We start from the raw sequence: 23186 nt of genomic DNA, 5'->3' as shown, positions 1-23186 counted from the left end.
CCCTGATTTTTTCAGGTTACCTGCTATATTTTACAGGACTTTCATTTTCTTTCGAAAATGTTTAGTTTGTATTAAAAATATGTTTCTCAACCTATCGCACACCAACCTCGATCTGTTTAAAGTATCACGCACTTTTACACTGCTTTGCTATAAGGAAACAAATAACTTTCCTTCTGATGAAAAGTTTGCAATAATTCAACAGATCAGAAGGGCAGCATTGTCTGTTCATCTGAATATTGCCGAAGGCGCATCCAGAAAATCACTGGCTGAAAGAAAAAGATTTTACGAAATTGCAAGAGGTTCACTTGTTGAAGTAGATACAGCATTTGATATTGCAGTTGAATTAAATTACACAACAAACGAACAATTACAGGAGCTTGGCTCACACATCATCCGCTGCTTTCAAATGCTGTCGAAGATGATCGGAGCCTGACTGACGACTGACGATTCACGCCTCACGGCTAAACATGTACATGCAAAAAGTTCACGACATACTTCACCAATATTGGGGCTACTCTTCTTTCCGTCCGATGCAGGAGCAAATCATTACTTCTGTACTGGAAGGGCATGATACCCTGGCTCTGCTACCAACGGGTGGAGGTAAAAGTATTTGTTACCAGGTGCCCGCTTTAGCAAAAGAGGGTTTGTGTATTGTGGTTTCGCCATTGATTGCATTAATGAAAGATCAGGTAGAAGCGCTGCACCGGAAAGACATTCGTGCCGCAGCTATTTACACAGGCATGCCGTTTCCGCAGGTAAAAGATATATTACAGATGGCGGTGAACGACAAATTGAAATTTTTGTACGTATCACCCGAACGTTTAGAAACAAATTTGTTTTTAGAATATCTGCCGGGTATGAACATTCAGTTGATTGCTGTAGATGAAGCGCATTGTATTTCGCAATGGGGTTATGATTTTCGTCCTTCGTATCTAAAGATTGCTGCGTTTCGGAAAGAACTTCCCGGTGTTCCTGTGTTGGCTGTTACTGCTTCTGCCACGCCATTGGTGCAGAATGATATCTGCAAACAATTACAATTCCGCAAGCATCATATTTACAAAGGCTCTTTCCTGCGACCGAATGTTTCGTTCAGTGTGTTTGAAGTGGAGAGCCGCATCAATAAAGTTGTACAGGTATTGCAGAATGTGCAGGGCTGTGCTATTGTTTATTGCAAGAGCCGGAAACGTACGCAGGAAGTAGCACAGCTGTTACAGCTGCAACAGATTACTGCCGATTATTACCATGCAGGTTTATCGAACGATGAACGCAGCAAACGGCAGGAAGCATGGTTGCGCAACGAAACAAGAGTAATGGTTTGTACCAATGCATTCGGCATGGGCATTGATAAACCCGATGTACGTGTGGTGATCCATCACGACATGCCCGACTGTTTGGAAAACTATTACCAGGAAGCCGGGCGTGCAGGCCGTGATGGACAAAAAGCATATGCTGTTTTGTTATACGATGCAAAAGATATTGCAGAGTTGAAGGATTTATCGGCCATTCGTTTTCCTTCGGTGGAAGATGTGAAACAGATTTATCGCTGCCTGGTAAACTATCTACAATTACCCTCTGGCAGCGGCGAAGGACAATGGTTGGAATTCGATCTGCAGGATTTCATCAAAACATTTCAGCTCAACAGTCATACTGCTGTGTATGCGTTGAAAACATTGGAACAGGAAGGCTGGATCAGTTATGCCGAACAGATCTTTCTCCCTTCAAGAGTAGTATTTACCAGCAGCAGGCAAACATTAGAAGAATTTGAAGCACAGCATCCGCAACTGGAACCCATCATCAAAGGATTGTTACGTACCTATGGTGGTATCTTCGATATGGAATGTATTATTTCGGAAAAGCAATTGGTAAAAGTGCTCAAAACCGATCTGGCATTTATACAGCAAGCATTAATACAACTGCATCGTTTCGGCATTCTGCAATACACGCCACAAAAAGAAAAACCGCAACTGCAGTTTTTACAAAGCCGTGTACCTGTTGAACAATTGTTTATTAACCCAACAAATATCGCCAACCGCAAACAACAGTTTGAAGCAAGAGTGCAGCAGATGATCCGCTACACAACCGACAACAGCCATTGTCGCAGCAAAACCATTGGCTTGTATTTTGGTGATGAACATAGTACCGATTGCGGCGTGTGCGATGTATGCTTATGGAAAAAAGGAAACGAACTCTCTCCTGCTGAGTTTACACAACTACAGCAACAGATTTTACATGCTGCTACTGAAAAAGGCATTGTCGTAAAAGAATTCATCAGTCGACTTGGAAGCAAACAAAAAGAACGGGTATGGAAGGTGATTGATTACTTGGTAGCGGAAGAGAAGATTGTGTTGAATGAGGAGGGATTGTTGAAAATCAAATAAAAATAATTTTTTATGAATTTTAAAAACCTATCAAATGAAGAAATTATATCATTTCATTTAAACTTGATTGAGCCTTATGATGATGATACGATTGTATTTTCTTCTTTGGTAGCTGCACTTCGTGACGCTAGACAAGCTACGGGGAGAAATATTGAAACAGGAGAAAATCCTGACAAAAATAATAACACTCTTTCAAGCAATTGGTTAGGCTCCATTTGTTATTTAGTAATCCTTGATCAGTTAGGGAAGTGCTACAAAGCCAAAAAGGATCCGAACTTAACAGATTTGAGCCCTATTCAACGTTGTTTAAAACTAAACACAAAGCTTAGTGACCAAGAAATTGATGCAATCTATGCACTTAGAAATGCATTTGCTCATGATTACAGCCTTTCCAATAAGAATAGCAAAAAGCCCTCTTTAACACATCACTTTACATTAAGAGGTGCATATACTAATCCATTTATTAAAATACCTTCCGTAAAATGGGATGGTCAAAATGAAAATAAATCGATTGATAATACAACAATCATTGGTCTGCCATGGATTGGAGACTTCGTTGAAGATATTTACAAAATAGTATCATCTCTTCACACTGAAAATAAATTAGAAATAATAATTCCGGGAGGAGCTGAAGAAATTAAAAACAGATACCTGCTTTTTAGTTATAAACATTAGCTTCAACTACTCTCAAATAATTTTTTAAAACCATCCCCCATATAGTCCAAGTATTTAATCTTTAACATTCGGAAATCTGGCGCAGGAATGAGGCGAAGGATTTGTGCTTTTGCTTCCTGTGCCTGAAAATTAAACTGTTTGCAGTACTATATTCAGGCACAAGATAGCCGCACACAAGCCTGCTCACAAATCTTGCGCCAGCACTCGAACTAAGCTATTTTCCCAATGCGGGAGATATCGATACATTCAACACTTGCACAAAGCTGGTCAGATCCCTCATTCTTCGGGATGACAATAACGATCATCAAAACCAACCCGTCTTCTTACGCTTGGTTGTTCTTCCGCCCAAACCTAATGCACCCAATAAGCTGCGTGTTATAATAGTTGCAGCTGTACGACCAACCTGTTTTACTGTTGGGTTATCAAAAAAGCTTTCTTCTTTTTTAGCAGGCCGTTTCTTTTCTTCTTTTGCTTCTTCTTTCGCCTGCTCTTCTGCTTCTTCAGCTGCTTTTGTTTTGGCGGCAGCTTCTTCCAGTTTAGCTGTAATTATTTCATGCGCACTTTCATGATCAATTGTTTCGGCATACTTGCGTACCAGTTTACTTTTACCTGTCAGCTCATCTACTTCCGCATCACTCAACACATCCATGCGACTACGTGGCGGCATCAACATGGTGTGCACCAACGGTGTGGGAATACCTTTTTCATTCAGCAATGTAACAAAGGCTTCACCAATACCTAATTGTGTGAGCAGCTCATCTACATCGTAGTATTCTGTTTCCGGATAATTTTCTGCGGCCTGTTTAATTACTTTGCGATCGGCTGCTGTAAATGCACGTAACGCATGCTGCACCTTTAAACCCAATTGCGATAATACACTGGCTGGTACATCCTGCGGATTTTGTGTACAGAAGAAAATACCAACGCCTTTCGAACGGATGAGTTTAATCACTGTTTCAATCTGTTGCAACAAAGCTTCATTGGCTTCCTGGAAAACCAGATGCGCTTCATCAATAAACAATACCAGCTTGGGTTTATCCATATCGCCTTCTTCGGGCAATGTAGCATACAGTTCAGCCAATAAACTCAACATAAATGTAGAGAAGAGTTTGGGCCTGTCCTGCAGTTCCATTACACGCAAAATGCTGATCATGCCACGGCCATCATCACCTATTCGCATAAGATCATCTACTTCAAAACTTGGTTCACCAAAAAATGCATCGGCACCCTGCTGTTGCAGCTCTACTACCTTACGCAAAATGGTTCCCGTAGATGAAGTAGAAATTTTGCCGTAGTCTTTTTCAATGGTTGCCTTTCCTTCATCGCTGATGTATTGAATTACTTTGATAAAATCTTTCAAATCGAGCAAGGGCATTTTATTATCGTCGCAGAATTTAAAAATCATGGCAACTATACCCTGCTGCGTATCATTCAATGCTAAAATTTTCGATAAGAGTATTGGGCCAAACTCACTAACGGTGGCCCGCAGGCGAACTCCTTTTTTGTCGTCGCTCAGCGTCATTAACTCCACCGGAAATGCAGTGGGTTTGAATTCGCCGCCCATCAACTGCAAACGCTCTTCAATTTTTGCATTACTTGCACCTGCTGCTGCAATACCACTCAGATCGCCTTTAATATCCATCAACACAACCGGCACACTGGCATCACTCAATCCTTCGGCAATTACTTGTAAGGTTTTTGTTTTACCGGTACCGGTAGCCCCTGCAATTAAACCATGACGGTTCATTGTTTTCAACGGCAACAATACATCGGTTCCTTTCAACACCTGTTGATCGAGCATTGCTGTTCCTAAGCGAAACCATTCGCCTTTGAATGTATAACCCTGTTGTACTGCGGTAGTAAATTGTTGTGCGTCTGCCATTATGAAGTTATTAGATGATTCGTGTATGCTGCTTTTCTTTTGTTGCCGTATAAAGTTACCTGTTTGTTGTATTGACAACAGCAACAAACGAAATTACTTTTACTGCGTCAAGCAATTTTTCTCATACTTTATTGTAACCGCTGCATGTTTATGCAGCGTTTTTTTTAGCTACCACTTTGCGGTAGCTCCCTCAAAGTGGTATTGTTCGCCTTCGTTTAGTAAAATAGTTTTGTGCCTCATTCATCAGTTATCATTAAACCTTAAACTAAACCAAATGAAAAAGCTAGTTACAGCATTTACCGTTTTATCGCTTCTGTTCGTATTTGCATCGTGCAAAAAAGAAAAAGATCCTGTTTATTCCATCGAAGGCTATTGGGTTGGAAAGTATGGCAGCGGATCTGCTACTCCTGCAAGCGGATATTCAATGCTGATTGAACCAGGTGGTGTATTAACAATCGCCGATGGTAGTAAAATTTCAACTTCAAGCAAAGCGGTTGGTACATGGACAATGACTGGTAACGTATTTAAAGCAACCTATACGTACCAAAATGGTGGTTCTACTTTCAGTATTCAGGCTAACTTCAGCAACACCGGTAAATTAACCGATGGCACCTGGGGTTCGGGTTCCAATGTTTCGGGGAGCGGAACATGGTACATGGACCGTGTAAATTAATTCTGGTTCGCTTACATAAAAAAGCATCCTGTTTTCACAGGATGCTTTTTTATAACTCTTCTTCCCGCTCAAGCATCAAAATAGCACTCTGCGGAACAATAAAATACTTATCGCCTTCGTACATTACCTCGGTAGCTCCGCTTAATAAAAAAATGGCAAGATCACCTTCCTTCGCCTGCAGCGGTACATACTTCACCTGGTCTTCATCACTTTTCCACGGTTCATCTTCTACCGGCATAGGTATGGCATAACCCGGGCCTGTTTTTATAACAAACCCCTGCTGCACTTTTTCTTTTTCCTGCACCCCGGGAGGCAAATACAATCCACTTGCAGTTCGTTGATCGGGAGTGCCGGGCTTAATTAAAACACGATCGCCAATTACGATTAACTTTTTAAAACGGTTATCTGCTGTAATACGCATAGCTTTTCAGTTAAAGTGCAAAAATAAGTACCGTGCAATTTTTTATACCTTCTCATACTGCCAAAAACGAGCTTTCTTTAACAAAAAATTGCGCATCAAATGAGGTAAGTACCAAAAGCTTTAACTTTATTTGACATTAAATTTTATACGATGGAAGAAGTAAAATCAAAAGTATTGTTGGTGGAAGATGATACCAGCTTTGGAAATGTGCTGAAGAATTATTTAGAACTGAACGATTTTGATGTGGTGCTGGAGCGTGATGGCCGCCTCGGTTTGGCTGCGTTTCAACGGGAAAAATTCGATATCTGCCTGCTGGATGTAATGATGCCGCACGTGGATGGTTTTACACTGGCTGAAGAAATTCGTGATATAGACCCCGATGTTCCTTTGTTTTTCCTGAGTGCAAAAACCATGAAGGACGACATTTTAACCGGTTATAAACTGGGTGCTGACGATTACATTACCAAACCCTTCGACAGTGAAGTGTTGCTGATGAAAATCAAAGCCATTTTAAAACGTAACGAAGAAACGAAACAGGAAACCGAAAATAAAGAATTCGACTTGGGAATTTACCATTTCAACCCCAAGTTGCGTGAACTGACGATTGAAGGAAAAACGCATACCCTTTCGCCTAAAGAAAGCGAACTGTTACGTATGCTTTGCGAATACAAGAATGATCTGTTACCAAGAGAAACAGCGTTGAAACGTATTTGGGGCAGCGATACCTATTTCAACGGCCGCAGTATGGATGTTTATATTGCCAAGCTGCGTAAATACCTGAAAGATGATCCGAAAGTGGAAATTGTTAACATCCACGGTAACGGTTTCCGTCTGGTAGTATCGGAGTAAGGATAATTAAAAATGAAAAATATCGAATGAGAAATGAAGAAGTATACACTTCTTCATTTCTCATTTTTCATTTAAGCTTCTTCCTATTATTCTTCCTGCTTTGGATTGTAGTAATCTTTGTTGCACTGTTCAATAAAGCCGAGTATTTCTTTTCTTCCCCTGTACTTTACAGCCGAGCTTACAAAACTCTGCGGCAGAAACTGCCAGGTTTTACCCAATGCGGTTAAAAATGTTTTTACCATGGCCGCCACTTCTTTTTGTGTGCTCTTATCGGCTTTGGTAAACACAATTGTGAATGGTATTTCCCACTCGCCCAGTTGATTGATGAAGTCCAAATCGATTTCCTGTGGTTTGTGTCGGCTGTCGATAAGTACAAACAGATTCACCAGGTTTTCCCGTTTGCGGATGTAGTTCTCAATCATTTTGATCCATTGTTTCCGCTTGCCCTGCGCCACTTTCGCATACCCATACCCCGGCAGATCGACCAGGTACCAGGCTGTTTTTTTGTTGCTTTTCTCATCCAGGCTTTCAATTACAAAATGATTGATCATTTGTGTTTTGCCCGGTGACGCACTGGTTTTGGCCAGCTTCTGGTTGTTGCAGATCATGTTAATGAGCGATGATTTGCCCACATTACTGCGGCCGATGAAGGCATATTCGGCCTTATCGGGCTTGGGGCACTGCTCTACCGACGGACTGCTGATGAGATATGTTGCTGCATGAATGTTCACGACTGCAAGATAGTTGTAAATGGTTAAAGGTTAAGGGTTGAAGGTTTAGGGTATAAGCAGCGGCTTTTCCTTCCACCTTCTACCTTACTCCTTACAGCTTTGCCTTACCTTTGCGGCCCATGGCAGAACAATATTCACACGACAAGGTAGTACCCGATGCAGCCTCGGCCGAGAGCAAGAAAAAACAAGTGGCTGAAATGTTCGATGACATTGCGCCCCGTTACGATTTCCTCAACCGTTTTCTTTCGGCCGGTATTGATGTAAGCTGGCGTAAAAAGGCATTGGCCAAACTGGCCCCACTCCATCCGAAGCTGATGCTGGATGTGGCAACAGGTACCGGCGATGTAGCTATTATGGCGGCCAAACAACTGCAGCCGGAAAAAATTATCGGTATCGATATTAGTGAAGGTATGTTGCAGGGCGGAAGGGTAAAAGTGAAAGCCAAGGGTTTAGAAACGGTGATTGAACTGAAAAGCGGCGACAGCGAAACAATAAACTTTCCCGATAACACGTTTGATGCTGTAACTGTGGCATTTGGGGTACGCAATTTCGAAAACCTGGAAAAGGGAATCAGTGAAATTTACAGGGTGTTAAAGCCCGGTGGACGATTAGTGGTGCTGGAATTTTCGAAACCCAAACTACCTGGTGTACAGCAGGCATATAACCTGTACATGCGTTTGGTGGCTCCACAGGTTGCCGGCGTTTTAAGTAAAAACAAAAAAGCCTATCAATATCTTAACAACAGCATACAGGCTTTTCCGGAAGGAAAAAACTTTGTTGCTGTATTGAACAAAACCGGATTTACAAACACTTCATGCAAACCTCTTACGCTCGGCATATGCAGTATTTATTGCGGCGACAAATAATCGTTACCCTGTTTCTGTTTATTTGCATCAGTTCATTTGCTCAACGGGAAATTAATTTGCCGAACCATGAAATGAAGCCCTATTACTTTGGTATTACATTGAGCGGTAACACGGCTTATTTTCATATGGATCATGCCCCGAAATTTTTACAGGACGACAGCGTTGCAAGTGTTGCGTCCATCGGTAAAGGTGGTTTTGGTTTAGGTTTGCTGGGTACACTTCGTTTGGTGAATCACCTGGAAGCAAGAACAAATCCGCAGTTGATCTTTGCAACAAGAGGCATCAATTATTACATTAATCAACCGTTAACCGGCGATCCGAACTGGCAACAAAAAAATGTGGAAAGCATTTACATCAGCCTGCCCTTGCAATTAAAATTCAGCAGTGATCGTATTGATAATTTTCGTGTGTACATGCTGGGCGGTGGTAAATACGAATACGATTTGGCTAGCAACAGCCAGGCACGTCGTGCAGAAGACTTAGTGAAGCTCAACAAATCAGCCTTGGGCTATGAGCTGGGTCTTGGGTTCCATTTTTATTTTCCAACGTTCATCTTCAGTCCCGAAATAAAATTCAGCAACAGCTTTAACAGCGTACACAGCCGGGATAAAAATCTCATCTACTCGAATGTAATTGACAGAATGCAGGCAAGAATGCTGGTGTTTAGTATTCATTTGGAAGGATAAGGCAATAGAAACGCAGATGACACTGAGCATTGCTGATACTCACTGATTATTTCAAATCATTTGACCGACTTGTAATTCAGATTCATTAGCAGAAAAAATCAGCGCTCATCTTTTCAATCGGCGTCATCTGCGAATCTATCATCAATAATCATACTCCCTGTACCACAAATTCATCCGCACACCCAAGCCGAGCATGGTTGTGTTTTGTGCAGCAGCTGTGCCTTTGGTAAAACGGCGGAACAGCAGGTTAGCATCAATAAAAATATTTTCATACAGTTCGTAACTGGCAAGGAACAAGGCATTAATGCCGGTACTCTTCACACCATTGGCCAGGCTATATCCATAATTGCTTGTACGGCCATCGTTATTCAACCGAAAAATATCGCTGCCGGAGTTGCGGCCACTGGCACTATCCAATCCTTGTTTCCAGTAAATAAGTTTGCCGGTTAAGTTAAGCTTGCCAGTTGGCTGGTAACGCAGAATAGCAATCACCTCACTAAAGTTCGCTCCTAACGGATGCGCCAATGGTTGATTGTAATGCGTGTAGCTCGATACCGAATCGAAATGCGAGTAGGTGAACGGACGCACACTGTTCCATTCCACCTGCAGATCCAGGTTGTTTACATTGGCAACATCAATATACTTCAACCCTAACTGTGTACCTGTTTTGTTACCCCACCAGCTGCGATCCTTACGGAGTTCTTTAAAATTGAATTCATCAATAATTAACTGACCGTACAATTGCACACGCTTGGCCAGGTTTGCTTTAAAATCAGCACCTACCAATGCATTGTCGCTGCTGCCTAAGTTTCCTTCAATGGTGCGGTAAAAGATAAGCGGGTTCATATACCCGAATTCAAACTTATCCTTCCGTCCAAATACCACGCCTTCAAACACACCCACATTTAACCAGGGCAACACATTCATACTTAAGTGGTGCATGGCTGCATACTTCTTTGGCACCAGGTCGTTGTTGTTGTTATTCTTTCCTTTTGTATGCAACTCCATAAAAAGATTCTGGTAATTAAATTTCCAGATGCGGGTATTGAGTTTTACAAACAGCTGGTTACCTGCAAACTCACTCAACATTAAACTACGGTAACCATTACCGATAAAATTGCGGTCGTATCCAATTTGAAAGTTGATATACTTCGCCGCATTAAACGTAAACGAACCACGTGCATCAAAATAATCAACACCGGTTTGCTTAAATTTTTTATAGAAGTTGGCACCGGGTACCGCATCCACACTATCAATCCATTGCTGTACAAACAACGGCCCTCTTTCCTGTACATCCATCACCATTGCATTAAAGCCAACACGGTTATCAATACCGCCACGTACCGTTAAACCTCGCTGGTTAATAAATAAATTCTGACTGGTATTATTCAGCTCGACCGATTGACGATAGCTGATGATGGGGTTTACGGCAACAAAAAAATCATCACCATACTTTTCAATCAAACTGGCGGGTGTTTTATAAAAATTTTTCAGAAAAGGTTTCTTACTGTTAAACACACTGCGGTCGCCTTTTACCCATTCCTGGTTGTTGAGGTACAGGCTGCGGAGATTGTATTCATCTACCTTACTCAACCGCAAAGCAGTATCCTGGTTAAAAAACAAAGGCTTCAGCGCCAGCATGGAATCGGCCTTGGCCCCCAGCCATTGTACGGCATATTTACGATCGTACGGTTTCGTGGTGGTGAAGTTGAGGTTACTGACAGTACCTGTTTTCAACTCCAGGCGGTCGATGAAATGCTGGTGTTTCGATTGCTGCGGCAGGTAGGTGCTTTGTGCAGCTGCAAAAAAGGGAAGCGTAAGAAGAGCGAACCATAGACTGCATTTGCTAAATTGCATGCGGTTATATTTTATTCGTAAAAATAAGTTATGCAAAACTATCTCCTCAAAAATTGTTTGCTGGTAAATGAAGGAACCATTACTGCAACAGATGTATTGGTTAAGAACGGACGTATTGAAAAGATTGCTCCCAACATCGGCACCGATACTGCTGTAACAGAAATTAATGCCGAGGGCAAACATTTGTTTCCCGGTGTAATTGACGACCAGGTGCATTTTCGTGAACCCGGTTTAACGCATAAAGCCAATATTTATACAGAGGCGAAAGCTGCAGTGGCAGGTGGTGTTACATCATTTATGGAAATGCCCAACACCGTACCCAACGCATTAAACCTCGAATTGCTGGAAGATAAATACACGATTGCCGCCAACACATCGCTGGCCAACTATTCGTTTTTTATGGGAACGAGTAATGTCAGTGCCGATGATACGCTGAAAGCCAATCTGCATAAAGATAAAATCTGCGGTATTAAAATATTCATGGGTGCCAGTACAGGTAATATGCTGGTGGATAATTACAATACACTGGATAAAGTATTTCGTGAAAGTGAAATGCTGATAGCCACCCATTGCGAAAGCGAAAGCATTATTAAAGAAAACTACGAAAAGCTGAAAGCCGAAAAAGGAGAACTTTCTCCTGCCGATCATCCGGTTATCCGCAATGTAGATGCCTGTTACGAATCGAGCCTGATGGCTATACAAATTGCAAGGCAATACAACACACGTTTACACATCCTCCATATTACAACAGCCAAAGAACTGGATTTATTCGGAAATATGATGCCGCTGAAAGAAAAGCGTATTACCAGCGAAGTGTGCGTACATCATTTACATTTTACAGCCGATGATTATGCAACACTCGGTTACCAGATTAAATGCAACCCCGCCATTAAAGCAAAAGAAAATAAAGAAGCGTTGTGGAAAGCATTACTCGATAACCGGATTGATGTCATTGCAACTGATCATGCACCGCATACATGGGCAGAAAAACAAGGTGGTTACGAACAAACACATGCGGGTTTACCATTGGTGCAACATCCGCTGTTACTGATGCTCCATTATGCCAAAGAAGGAAGAATTTCGCTGGAAAAGATTGCCGAAAAAATGAGCCATGCAGTGGCCGATTGTTTCCAGATAAAAGAGCGTGGTTATGTGCGTGAAGGTTACTATGCCGACCTGGTGTTGGTTGATGTAAACAAACCGTACACTGTTACAAAAGAAAACATACTTTACAAGTGCGGCTGGAGTCCACTTGAGGGCTTTACATTCCCGGCGGCTATTTCGCATACTTTCGTAAGCGGACATTTAGTTTATGAAAATGGAGTGATCAATGAATCTCATAGAGGACAACGCTTATTATTCGACCGGAACTAAACCATAAACGCATCTGCAAGCATTGGAAATAGACAAAGTCACATACTACGATCTTTCGATCTTTAATCCTGAGGAAGAGTACTCGTTGCTGCAACGCATCAACTTCTGCAATACAGTTGGTGGCAGAGAACATCTCGAATACCTGTTAACGCATCCGCATAAACAGTTATCGAATATTCTGCAAACACAACAGGCATTGCAACATATCGGCTCGCTGTTAGAACAGTGGCCAGTATCGATTACCAATGGGACCATTTTAATGATCGAGAAATTTTATGGTTACCCGTTCGATCATATTCCCAACAGTTACTCGCCCTTACCGACATTGATGTACCGGCTGGTAAATGCAGCCGATTACCGATTGGTACGTTATACAGTGGGACACTTTGTTGATTTTTTAAAAGGCATGGATCAGCTGCAGCAATTACTGTGGGATGATAATGGTTCACCCATTTTACAAAAGCTGTTAACCGACATCCGTAAATGGATGAATCATCAAATGATTCATGAAATGATTGCTGCAGGTAACCCCAAATGGCTGCCTCAAAAAATGTTGCAGTTCGGGCATTTTCTGCAGTACCATTACAAACAGGAAGCGGAGCAACTGATCAATCTGTATCATCAGCTCGATGCATTCTACAGCATGGCAAAAGCGGTAAAGCACTTCAACCTGCATTTTCCTGCAATGCACGACAGCAGCGAACCCATGATTAAAGCAACAGGGCTGTATCACCTGCTGTTGAAAACACCTGTTGCATACGATATCACCTTGAATCCGCAGGCCAACTTTTTATTTCTCACCGGTGCCAACATGGCCGGTAAGAGCACGTTTATTAAATCGATGGGCTGTGCTGTTTACCTGGCACACCTGGGTATGGGTGTACCGGCAGCATCGTTTGAATTAAGCATGTTTGATGGATTGCTGAGTAATATTCAGGTGCAGGATAATATTGTAAAAGGCGAAAGTTATTTCTTCAATGAAGTGCAACGCATAAAAAATACGGTACAGAAAATTACTGATGGCCGCAAATGGTTGGTGCTGATTGATGAATTGTTTAAAGGCACCAATATACAGGATGCGATGCATTGCAGTACAGCGGTGATTAAAGGATTGGTGAAGATTAAAAGTTCGCTGTTTATTCTTTCTACCCATTTGTATGAAATTGGTGAAGAGTTGAAACAATACCCGAATATTTCGTTCCGCTATTTTGAAACAACAGCCACCGATGAGCAATTACAATTCAGCTACCAATTAAAAGAAGGCATCAGCAACGACCGCTTTGGTTATTTGATTTTGAAGCGGGAGAAGGTGGTGGATATGTTGGAGAAGTTGTAAGTAAGATAGAATCGCAGATAACACGGATGTAAAAGATTTTCACAGATTTTTTTCTTTGTGTCTCTGTGGTTCAAAAAAATAATTCAATGAAAAAATTCTTCATCCGCATAACGATTCTTTTAGCTGTTTTGTTTGCAGGCTATTTTATTTGGTCGCTTACCGGTCGTGCAACAGAAAAAGAAAGCGGCTGGAGCAAAAACCCCGAGTTTAAAGTACGGTTTGAATATATTGAACAAGGCGCAGACAGTGGCAAAGGAAACCTCATCGGCATACAACCTTATTTAACAGCAGTTAATTATTCCACTGCTTACAATTTCGAAACATCGCTCCGCTTTTATTTTGAACAGCTGAAACGTGAAGGAAAACTCAACAGCAAATCGGTTGTTGTGCTGCCCGAACAGATTGGCACCTGGCTGGTATTAGCGAATGAAAAAGAAAGTGTTTACAAAGCTGCATCGTTACAGGATGCTTTCAAGGGCATTCGATCTGCCAGCTTATTCAGCTATCTCAATGGATGGTTTAAATCGCCGGTGGCAGATAAGAACAGTTATGCTGTTTTTCATCTGAAAGCAGCAAAAATGGCAAAGCAATACTGCCAGGTATTTACCAATTTAGCAAAAGAATACAAATGCCGGATTGCTGCGGGTTCGATCCTGTTGCCCGATGCTGGTATTGATTCCGCCCATACAATCCAACCAAAACCGGGTGCTGTTTTGCTCAATACATTTTTCTTGTTTGATACAAGTGGAGCTATTGCACAGCCTGTAAAAAAACAGGAGTTGAACGGTGCTGCTCTTGTTGATTTTTCAGCATCGGGCAACTTAACTTTTGTTGCAGCAAACCGTCAAAAAATTTGGTTTGAAGCAATGAAACCTACTGCTCATTTTCCGGGTACAGATTCAATACACGCTTTTCCTTTGCACAAGGAAAACCTGGCCAGTGAAATACAGCAAGGTATCGCCCTTACATTTAATGGCAGCCTGTTCGATAAACAGTTAAACGGGCATCTACAGCTGATCCAAAACGATTCTGCAATGGTCTTTCCTCCGGCCACAGGCAAAGGAAGAATTGTATGTTTGTGGCTGAAGTAGAAGACGCAACTTTACAGTACTGTTATGTTTTCACCACAAGTAAAATCAAACATCATTTTCGTCGTGCATTGCATTCTTACTGCGGGTGCTTATGCAGCGCCTTTTCTCCTTAACTGGAAAATCCTGGTACCGGTATTTGTTGCCACGATTCTGCAACATGCGATCTGGGGCCGTTGCCTGCTGAATGCCAAACATGGCTTGAGTGAAGAAGATGGCAGTACGTTCTACTCAGAAGCTTTCGAACGAATGGGATTTCAACCGAACAAAGTAAAGCTGCGGTTCTTTGTACGGAAGATCCTGTATTCACTTCTTACTGCTGTAACATTGCTGTGGCAGGTTTTGCTCAAGAATGAGCCACTCTGGTTTTAACCATGCGGCGACAAGACTTTACTTCTCCGCTAAAAAAATTACTTTTATCTTACAACTAAACATCCACAACCTGCATGCTCGTTAAAACCTTTGGAAGCGCTGTTTACGGAGTAAATGCAATTACCATCACTATTGAAGTGAATGTGAGTAATGGCCAGAAATTTTTCATGGTGGGTTTACCAGATAGCGCTGTGAAAGAAAGCGAGCAGCGTATTGAAAGTGCATTAAAAACATCGGGCTATTTTTTCCCCCGCACAAAAGTAATTGTCAACCTCGCTCCTGCCGACATTCGCAAAACAGGTACTGCATTCGACCTGCCCATTGCCGTTAGTATACTCGGTGCTACAGAGCAAGTACCTAATCCGGAAAAATTAAGTGAGTATGTGATTATGGGTGAACTGAGTCTGGATGGAAGCATTCAACCCATTAAAGGCGCATTGCCTATTGCCATACAGGCACGTAAAGAAAATTTTAAAGGATTGATCGTTCCCAAACAAAATGCACGTGAAGCAGGAATGGTGAACAATCTCAACGTGTATGGCGTAGAGCATATACGTGATGTGATCAACTTTTTTGAAAACGAAGATTCACTGAAGCCTGTTGTTGTAAATACAAGAGAAGAATTCTTTCATGCACAATACGATTTCGAATTTGATTTCAGTGATGTAAAAGGACAGCACAACATTAAACGTGCCTTGGAAATTGCAGCTGCCGGAAGTCATAATGCTATTTTAATTGGCCCGCCCGGTGCAGGTAAAACCATGCTTGCAAAAAGGTTGCCTACCATCCTTCCGCCATTGAGTTTGCAGGAAGCATTAGAGACAACAAAAATTCATAGTGTAGCAGGCAAGTTACCGGAAAATGCTACGCTCATTTCAAAGCGTCCGTTTCGTTCGCCACATCATACAATTAGCGATGTTGCATTGGTTGGTGGCGGCGGCAATCCGCAACCCGGAGAAATTTCGTTAGCGCATAACGGTGTGTTGTTTTTAGATGAACTGCCGGAATTCAAACGCACTGTACTGGAAGTTATGCGTCAGCCCATGGAAGAACGAAGAGTCACCATCTCCAGAGCAAAAATTGCACTCGACTTTCCTGCATCGTTCATGCTCATTTCATCGATGAATCCCTGCCCCTGTGGTTATTACAATCATCCGGAAAAAGAATGTACCTGTCCGCCCGGTGCAGTACAGAAATATCTCAATAAAATATCCGGACCATTGTTAGATCGTATCGATCTGCATGTAGAAGTAACACCCGTTCCCTTCAGCGAATTATCGAAAACAGAAAACAGCGAAACAAGTACTGTTATTCGTGAACGGGTTATTGCTGCACGTGAAATACAGGAACAACGTTATAAAGATGTGGAAGGCATTTACGCCAATGCGCAAATGAGCAGCAAGCAACTGAAAGAAATCTGTGTTATTTCGCAAGCCGGACAAACGTTGCTAAAAGCAGCGATGGATAAATTAAACTTAAGTGCAAGAGCGTATGATCGTATTTTAAAAGTTAGTCGTACCATTGCCGACCTTGCGCAAAGCAACGACATTAAAATTGAACACCTGGCCGAAGCCATTCAATACCGCAGCTTAGACAGAGAAGGCTGGGCAGGATAAGTAGAACTGATGATGCTTGATTTCTATCTTTTAATACCATGTTACAATAATCTTGAAGGATTGATAAGGTCGCTTCGCTCGGTAGTATATCCCAAGAAAAAATGCAAAGTTCTGATTGTTGATGATGGAAGTGATGTTCCTGTAACAATAGAATTACTACCGGCAGACATTCTGCAACAGTTGCAAATTGAAATCATCAGGCTAACAGAAAACAAAGGTATTACGGAGGCATTAAACACCGGCCTGCAACTTATTCTGGAACGCAACGATGCATTGTATACCGCACGTTTAGATTGCGGAGATATATGTAATGAAGAGCGATTTTTAAAACAAGTGAATTTTTTAAATGAAAACACTTACATATCTCTACTTGGTTCTTTGTGTTTGTTTGTTGATTCTGCAAAAAAAAATCGATTCGTTTATCATGCTGCAGAGAAGCATTATGTAATTCGCAAACAAATGCATCTAAAGTGCAGTTTTATACACCCTACAGTTATGTTTAGAAACGAATCACTAAAACAAACAGCACTTTATCCTTACAACTTTCCTTATGCAGAAGATTATGCATTTTTCTTTGAGCTAATCGGGAAATTTCACTCGCATATTCTACAGGAAATCTTAGTTGAAACAGAAGTAAATACAGAGGGAATCAGTGTAAAAAAAAGAAAGCAACAGATACGTTCAAAACTAAAAGTAATAAAGCATTACGGTTTTATTAAAACACTAATTTTCGTCGGATTATTACGTCAACATCTACTTTCATTGTTTCCGTATAAAATCATTACCCAACTAAAGCGCTTTAGTTTTCCACATTGATAAAATAAAAAATCGTCAAAGTTCATAACTGTGTGTTTTAAGCGATAAGTGTGCAGCCGATTAAATACATAGCAAATACCTTTGCAGCGGTTTACGTTTAGCACTTGTCAAGCTAAGTACTGTGACACATAATGTGCCTAAGAAAAAACAATACCTATAAATGAGAATTGTTCATGTAGTAGAGCCGTTTGCGAGCGGCGTAGTAACCTTTGTAAAGTCACTGGTAGAGCATCTGCCGGAGGATTATCATATCGTTATTCACGGAGAGCGCCCCGAGGTAATGGAACGTGCTGAAGTAAAAAAACTTTTCCCTCCAAACCAGGTAAAATTTATTCACTGGAAATCAGCACAAAGAGGATTAAACATTGTAAAGGATACCCGTGCTTTATTTGAACTGTTTACTATACTGAAGCGATTTCGTACTGCAGATGCGGTACATCTGCACTCATCAAAAAGTGGCTTTTTAGGCCGACTTGTTTGCAGATGGCTAAATATAAAGCAGGTTATTTATACCCCCAACGGTGCACCTTTCCTTGTTAAAGACAGCCGCATTAAACGTTTGCTGTATAAGCAATTGGAATTAATTGGTCATTCATTCGGAGGTAAAGTAGTTTGTGTGTCAGCATCTGAAGCAGAAGCTTATCGCAATTTGGGTATTGAAGCTACCTATATCAATAATGGAACCAGCTCGCTTAAGCAGGTAAGAAATGCAGATAACAATGAAGGTAAATTTATAATTGCTTTCAGCGGACGCATTCTTGCACAAAAGAACCCAAAACGTTTTAACGAAATAGCGGAACATTTTTTAGCGTACCCACAAGTAGAATTTGTTTGGATTGGAGATGGAGCTGACAGGTATTTATTATCATCATCCAATATTCGCATAACAGGATGGCTTTTGGAAGAAGATGTAAAAAAAGAACTCTCAAAAGCCTCTCTTTATCTTTCAACTGCTGATTATGAAGGCCTATCTTTTGGTGTACTTGACGCAATGTCATTAGGCAAACCTTTAATTCTATCAAACTGTACCGGTAATAAAGATATTATCCGTTATGGAGTAAATGGTGATTTGTACGATTCCATCGAACAGGCGTGTACACAAATTCTTTACTACATCAATAACCCTTTTATGCTGGAAGCAATGGGTAGCTATTCAAAAAGTTTATGCAACACAGAATTTAATGCGGCCAGCAGTGCTGGTAATTACCGTATTGCTTATGCCTATTAAATCACTTTACATCTAACAACAATGGAAACACAGGGACAAACACAATTACATGACACCGGCAAACTTGTTGCACTCGCAGGCAAGTTGAAAGATCTTCCCCTGGAAGATGTTTTACGCCAGGTTTATACGCACTTGCTTTCGGAGAATGAATTTAAGCGTGATCGTATTGAAGAACTTGTAGAACGATTACAAAAAATAGAAGACCAATTGTTGAAAGAGCAAAAAGAAAAGGAAGAAGCAGAAAAAATATTAAAAGATGAACTCCGTAAGCAGGAAGGAACGAAGCAATTGATTAATAAACTGCTTGAAGATATACGCCGTTACCAGAATGATATTGAGTGGTATAAGAGGACGTATGAGACGAGAAGTTTGATTGGAACGATTAAAGAAAAGCTGCTAGGTACAAAAAAGTGAGGTAAAGAATTGTGATACCAAAAATTATACATTATTGTTGGTTTGGGGATACTCCTCTTAATGATGAGTATAAAGAATATATAAACGAATGGAGACGGTTCAATCCTGATTTCAAAATTAAAGAATGGAATAATAATAATATCCCTTCATATATTCCTTATCTCGAAACTTCAATCAATAAAAAAAATTGGGCTAATGCTAGCAACTATATAAGACTTTATGCATTGAGAACTGAAGGAGGCATTTATATGGACACAGATATGAAAATTCTAGGTCCATTAGATATTCTTTTAAATTATCATTGTTTTTTAGGCTTTGAATCCGGTAACTTCGGAAATGAAGACTATTGGGTTAATAACGCAATTGTCGGTGCAATTCCTAATCATGAATTTATAAAGGATTGTGAGAAAACTCTTCTAGAAAAATTTGATGGCACCGAAAAAGCTAATTTATCTGCTCCCCACCTTGTAACTGAAATTCTAAAACAAAAGTATTCGCTCGCTAAATATGGAGAACAACTTCTTGCCGACATCATGCTTTTCGAAAAGGAAGTCTTCTATCCATTACCTTACGAAAAAGCATACCTACGAAAAAACAGCAGCGAATGGGAACTAACATCAAAAACCATTGCAATCCACATGTGGGGACGCTCATGGTTTACTCAAGAAATGTCTATTGACTTGATTGATTACTATCAAAAGCTGAAAACTGAACAACAGAATATCAACGTTAGTATTCAAAAGAGACTCGATGAATCAGAAGCAAATCTTGAGGTAAAAACGAATGAACTTAATTCCATATTATCAAATAACAGAGAACTGATACAAGTCTTTTCTGCTCTTGAAGCCCTCACTTTCAGTTGTGAAAATCATTTTGCATTAGTTGATTCAGGCATAAATATTACAAAAAATAAAATTAACGACCTTCATAATGTAATTAACGGTCTTGAAATAAGGACTCAACAATTGATTAAGGAAAACGAAAATCACGCTTCTCTTCTTCAAAAAATAGTGAGCTCGCAGGTAGCTCTGCTTTCAGAACAAGAATTGCTATCAAAGCAATTACGGCTTTTTGACACATTACAAACAAGATTAGAAACCTTGTTTGTTATAATAAATGAAATTAAAAAAACACAGTTCGAACAAATGAACTTGTTGCAAAATCAGGATATAGAGATAATTGGTATAAAAAACTCATGTGATAATATTATCCAGTTAATACAACTACATAACACCTCGCAACAACACTTATTGGTTGAACAGGAAAAAAATAATAATATTTTAAACAACAAAATCGACAATCTAGTCGTGCAAATAAGTAAAATTTTTGCTACTCAACAAAACACAGAAAATACTCTTTATAAGGAACTTAATTCTCTTCAGCAAATAATTACCGCACAAAGCAATACAATAAATGAACTATCTGAAAGCAACGATAAACAATCGCAACAAATCATTGCTTATAAAGAAAAATTTGAAGAAGCGAATATTTTACAGATCATGTTCCGAAAAATTTTTAAAAAGAATTAAATAATGAAAATTGGAGAACTATATAACAAACTAACTTATAGCATAAAAAAAACAGAGTATTGTTATAGTGATAATACAGCAAATCTAAATAATGTTCCAAAATTCAATAAGGTTTCATTTGCACCATACGGATCAAACATGTGTATAGTTCTGCTTAGTTTAAACAGGGTAAATTTAACTATCCGATTACTTACTTCTGTAGAATACTATATCCCGGAATTTAAAGGTGAAATACTAATCATTGATAACAATTCTTCGGCTGCACAAAAAAAACTTCTTAAAGAATTTACCTCAACCTGTAGTTGCCCGATAAAGATTATTGAATTACAAGAGAATCTTGGAGTTGGAAATGCAAGAAACTATGCAGCAAGTCAAACAAAAAAAGATTGGATTATGTTTCTTGACAACGATATGTTTTTTGTTGAAGATCCGCTGGAATCAGTTCAACAAGCAATTAATACCTTAGGGGTAAATTTCTTAAACCTTCCATTGATAAATTATGATAACAAATCAGTTTTTGCTTTGGGTGGTGCTCTTTTTACCTGGCCTACAAACGAAACCTTCTTTTCGGGTGGAGGCAGTTGTTATAATTTTAAAACCGATTTAGAATATAATGATCTTGAGATCGAAGCGCCTTTTTTGTCTGATTTTCTATTTGGTGGCGCATGCATACTAAACAGACAAGAATTTCTGGATATTGGAGGATTTGACCGCAACATGTTTGTTGGATTCGAAGACATTGATTTTTCACTCAGACTATACAAAAAGGGTTACAAAATTGGCAACCTACATAAGTTTGTTGTTGTGCATAATCACAAACCTTCAAGTGACAAGGATGATATAGAAGCTGAAAAGAAAAGATTTAATAACGACATAATAAAAGCGTCAGCTGAAGCTTTTGAAAAGAAGAATGGTTTGGTAGTGTATGATAAACATACCGAGGACTGGCTCAAACAAAAACAGGATCAATTAATAACGGCAAGTACAAGTAAAAAAGGAGATGAAATAAAGAAAAGGATTGCACTTATCGTAGATGTTAAGAATTGGGCATTTCATAACATCGCAAAGAATATCGAGCATCATCTTTCGCATAAATATAATTTTACGATATATTTTCAATCCGAATATGCTTGGGAAAAATGGCTTGATCTTTATCCAATCTTATACAAAGAAAAATACGATCTTCTATTCTTTTTCTGGAGACCGGTATATAAACACTTGTTCAGCGTCGATCTTAAAAATTACCTTGAATATAAATTCAGTATCTCCAGGAATCAATTCGAAGACTTCTTAAACGAAACGATTCTTCTAACAGGTGTTTATGATCATTTGTATCTACAAGAACTTGATAAGCAAAACAATATTGACATTTTTAATAATAACATTGATGGCTATTTTGTCTCTTCTCATAAATTAATGAATATCTACAACAAAATAAGCGAATATAAAAAGCCATATTGTGTCATTCAGGATGGCGTTGATATAAATAAATTCTACAGAAAAAAAGAAAAAGCGTTTTCATCTCATAATTCGCCTCTGGTTGTTGGATGGGCAGGTAATAGTGCATGGGGGCAATCTGAAGATGGTATTGATCACAAAGGTTTTATTTCCATTATTAAACCAGCGGTAGAGGAACTAATTCAGGAAGGATATGCAATTAAACTGACTTATGCAGACAAGCAAGAGCCACATACACATATTGACCCAGCAAATATGGTTGACTATTATAATCAGTTAGATGTATACATATGTGCATCCGATATTGAAGGAACTCCAAACCCGGTTTTAGAGTCAATGGCATGCGGTATAGCAGTTATTTCGACAGATGTTGGTATAGTAAAAGAGGTTTTTGGAAAACTACAGAAAGAATATATACTTACTGAGAGATCGAAAGAGGCCTTGAAGAAACTACTACTTAACCTGATAAAGAACAGGGAAATTCTGGAATCACTTTCAAAAGAAAATGAAATAAGGATAAAAAACTGGACTTGGGAAGGCAGATGTGAAAGATTTGACGAACTCTTTGACTATTATTTCAATCAAAAGGAAATGGGCAAACTGCATAAAAAACAGTTTCCTTACAACTCAGCAATCTATCGTGAGCAGTTACACACAAATGAACATCTTTCGAATTTTCCAGAAATAAACAACAGTCAGTTATCTACAAATACAACAAAAGATACTGTAAATACATTAGAGCAAATTTCATTAGAAAAAGCTGAGGCTTTTAGTGAACTTGCTAACTATTGGGAAAAAAACGCATCAGAAATCAAAAGTTGGTATCACAAAGAGTATGAGGTTCTTCCGCTTTGGTACAAACGTTTTGGCCACATTATTAAGGTAATACGAAAGGATCGATCGTTAAAATCACTTTTTAGTAAAAGCCAATAACCCT

21 protein-coding genes are annotated in these 23186 nt (G+C 39.8%); 17 read left to right on the top strand and 4 right to left on the bottom strand.

The genetic code is table 11. The features are described from left to right. Positions 1 to 79 precede the first annotated feature (79 nt). The 3 genes from IQ13_RS08855 to IQ13_RS08845 are packed head-to-tail and all read left to right on the top strand — an operon-like array spanning position 80 to position 3053. Positions 80 to 433 (top strand): four helix bundle protein, encoded by a 354-nt coding sequence (locus tag IQ13_RS08855; RefSeq protein ID WP_144885989.1) that lies wholly within the window; start codon positions 80 to 82, stop codon positions 431 to 433. Between the two features lie 40 nt (positions 434 to 473). Continuing rightward, complete coding sequence (locus IQ13_RS08850) at positions 474 to 2378, top strand: RecQ family ATP-dependent DNA helicase (RefSeq protein WP_144885988.1); 1905 nt, start codon at positions 474 to 476, stop codon at positions 2376 to 2378. Between the two features lie 12 nt (positions 2379 to 2390). After that, complete coding sequence (locus IQ13_RS08845; protein WP_144885987.1) at positions 2391 to 3053, top strand: hypothetical protein; 663 nt, start codon at positions 2391 to 2393, stop codon at positions 3051 to 3053. Positions 3054 to 3357: 304 nt separating this feature from the next. Here the strand turns inward: IQ13_RS08845 and IQ13_RS08840 are convergent, their stop codons facing one another. Beyond that, positions 3358 to 4935: a helicase HerA-like domain-containing protein gene (locus IQ13_RS08840; RefSeq protein WP_144885986.1), complete on the bottom strand. Its 1578-nt coding sequence runs from the start codon at positions 4933 to 4935 to the stop codon at positions 3358 to 3360. Positions 4936 to 5209: 274 nt separating this feature from the next. Between IQ13_RS08840 and IQ13_RS08835 the strand changes: the two genes are divergently transcribed. Continuing rightward, positions 5210 to 5608, top strand: a complete 399-nt coding sequence (locus IQ13_RS08835; protein WP_144885985.1) for a hypothetical protein — start codon at positions 5210 to 5212, stop codon at positions 5606 to 5608. Between the two features lie 49 nt (positions 5609 to 5657). Here IQ13_RS08835 and IQ13_RS08830 read toward each other — a convergent pair whose 3' ends face one another. Further along, on the bottom strand, positions 5658 to 6029 hold the full coding sequence (locus tag IQ13_RS08830) for a co-chaperone GroES (RefSeq protein ID WP_144885984.1): 372 nt from the start codon (positions 6027 to 6029) through the stop codon (positions 5658 to 5660). Positions 6030 to 6179: 150 nt separating this feature from the next. Between IQ13_RS08830 and IQ13_RS08825 the strand changes: the two genes are divergently transcribed. Beyond that, the gene (locus IQ13_RS08825) at positions 6180 to 6878 is read left to right on the top strand and encodes a response regulator transcription factor (protein ID WP_144885983.1); all 699 of its coding nucleotides are present in this window, start codon (positions 6180 to 6182) and stop codon (positions 6876 to 6878) included. An 86-nt stretch (positions 6879 to 6964) separates the two neighbouring features. Here the strand turns inward: IQ13_RS08825 and yihA are convergent, their stop codons facing one another. Next, positions 6965 to 7609, bottom strand: a complete 645-nt coding sequence (yihA, locus tag IQ13_RS08820) for a ribosome biogenesis GTP-binding protein YihA/YsxC (RefSeq protein WP_144885982.1) — start codon at positions 7607 to 7609, stop codon at positions 6965 to 6967. Between the two features lie 119 nt (positions 7610 to 7728). Here yihA and ubiE point away from each other — a divergent pair, with 119 nt between their 5' ends. Both ubiE and porT read left to right on the top strand, forming a co-directional pair. Beyond that, positions 7729 to 8475, top strand: a complete 747-nt coding sequence (gene ubiE, locus IQ13_RS08815; protein WP_144885981.1) for a bifunctional demethylmenaquinone methyltransferase/2-methoxy-6-polyprenyl-1,4-benzoquinol methylase UbiE — start codon at positions 7729 to 7731, stop codon at positions 8473 to 8475. Next, on the top strand, positions 8424 to 9161 hold the full coding sequence (gene porT, locus IQ13_RS08810; protein ID WP_445352032.1) for a type IX secretion/gliding motility protein PorT/SprT: 738 nt from the start codon (positions 8424 to 8426) through the stop codon (positions 9159 to 9161). The genes ubiE and porT overlap by 52 nt, the downstream gene beginning before the upstream one ends. 141 nt (positions 9162 to 9302) lie before the next feature. On the opposite strand, the gene IQ13_RS08805 is transcribed toward porT, so the two are convergent. After that, positions 9303 to 11018: a capsule assembly Wzi family protein gene (locus tag IQ13_RS08805; RefSeq protein ID WP_144885979.1), complete on the bottom strand. Its 1716-nt coding sequence runs from the start codon at positions 11016 to 11018 to the stop codon at positions 9303 to 9305. Positions 11019 to 11048: 30 nt separating this feature from the next. Here IQ13_RS08805 and IQ13_RS08800 point away from each other — a divergent pair, with 30 nt between their 5' ends. From IQ13_RS08800 to IQ13_RS08755, 10 genes are all read left to right on the top strand, one after another. Continuing rightward, positions 11049 to 12392 (top strand): dihydroorotase, encoded by a 1344-nt coding sequence (locus tag IQ13_RS08800; protein WP_144885978.1) that lies wholly within the window; start codon positions 11049 to 11051, stop codon positions 12390 to 12392. Positions 12393 to 12414: 22 nt separating this feature from the next. Then, the gene (locus IQ13_RS08795; protein ID WP_144885977.1) at positions 12415 to 13728 is read left to right on the top strand and encodes a MutS-related protein; all 1314 of its coding nucleotides are present in this window, start codon (positions 12415 to 12417) and stop codon (positions 13726 to 13728) included. 86 nt (positions 13729 to 13814) lie between these two features. After that, positions 13815 to 14819 carry a hypothetical protein gene (locus tag IQ13_RS08790; RefSeq protein WP_144885976.1) on the top strand — a complete coding sequence of 335 codons (1005 nt, stop codon included), beginning with the start codon at positions 13815 to 13817 and terminating at the stop codon, positions 14817 to 14819. Positions 14820 to 14843: 24 nt separating this feature from the next. Next, positions 14844 to 15188 carry a hypothetical protein gene (locus IQ13_RS08785; RefSeq protein ID WP_144885975.1) on the top strand — a complete coding sequence of 115 codons (345 nt, stop codon included), beginning with the start codon at positions 14844 to 14846 and terminating at the stop codon, positions 15186 to 15188. Between the two features lie 74 nt (positions 15189 to 15262). Next, on the top strand, positions 15263 to 16804 hold the full coding sequence (locus IQ13_RS08780) for a YifB family Mg chelatase-like AAA ATPase (RefSeq protein WP_144885974.1): 1542 nt from the start codon (positions 15263 to 15265) through the stop codon (positions 16802 to 16804). Between the two features lie 9 nt (positions 16805 to 16813). Continuing rightward, positions 16814 to 17620, top strand: coding sequence for a glycosyltransferase (locus IQ13_RS08775; RefSeq protein ID WP_144885973.1), 807 nt, complete (start codon positions 16814 to 16816; stop codon positions 17618 to 17620). 160 nt (positions 17621 to 17780) lie between these two features. Next, positions 17781 to 18848 carry a glycosyltransferase gene (locus IQ13_RS08770; protein WP_144885972.1) on the top strand — a complete coding sequence of 356 codons (1068 nt, stop codon included), beginning with the start codon at positions 17781 to 17783 and terminating at the stop codon, positions 18846 to 18848. A gap of 21 nt (positions 18849 to 18869) precedes the next feature. Continuing rightward, a complete protein-coding gene (locus tag IQ13_RS08765; RefSeq protein ID WP_144885971.1) occupies positions 18870 to 19262 on the top strand; it encodes a hypothetical protein in 393 nt (130 codons plus the stop codon). 11 nt (positions 19263 to 19273) lie between these two features. Further along, the gene (locus tag IQ13_RS08760) at positions 19274 to 20791 is read left to right on the top strand and encodes a glycosyltransferase (RefSeq protein WP_144885970.1); all 1518 of its coding nucleotides are present in this window, start codon (positions 19274 to 19276) and stop codon (positions 20789 to 20791) included. 3 nt (positions 20792 to 20794) lie between these two features. Then, positions 20795 to 23182, top strand: coding sequence for a glycosyltransferase (locus IQ13_RS08755; protein WP_144885969.1), 2388 nt, complete (start codon positions 20795 to 20797; stop codon positions 23180 to 23182). The last annotated feature ends 4 nt before the right edge of the window (positions 23183 to 23186 follow it).

The sequence above is a fragment of the Lacibacter cauensis genome (assembly GCF_007830055.1).
GTDB classification, from domain to species: domain Bacteria; phylum Bacteroidota; class Bacteroidia; order Chitinophagales; family Chitinophagaceae; genus Lacibacter; species Lacibacter cauensis.
The sequence above is the reverse complement of the archived record's forward strand: the minus strand, read 5'-3'. Positions and strand labels throughout refer to the sequence as shown.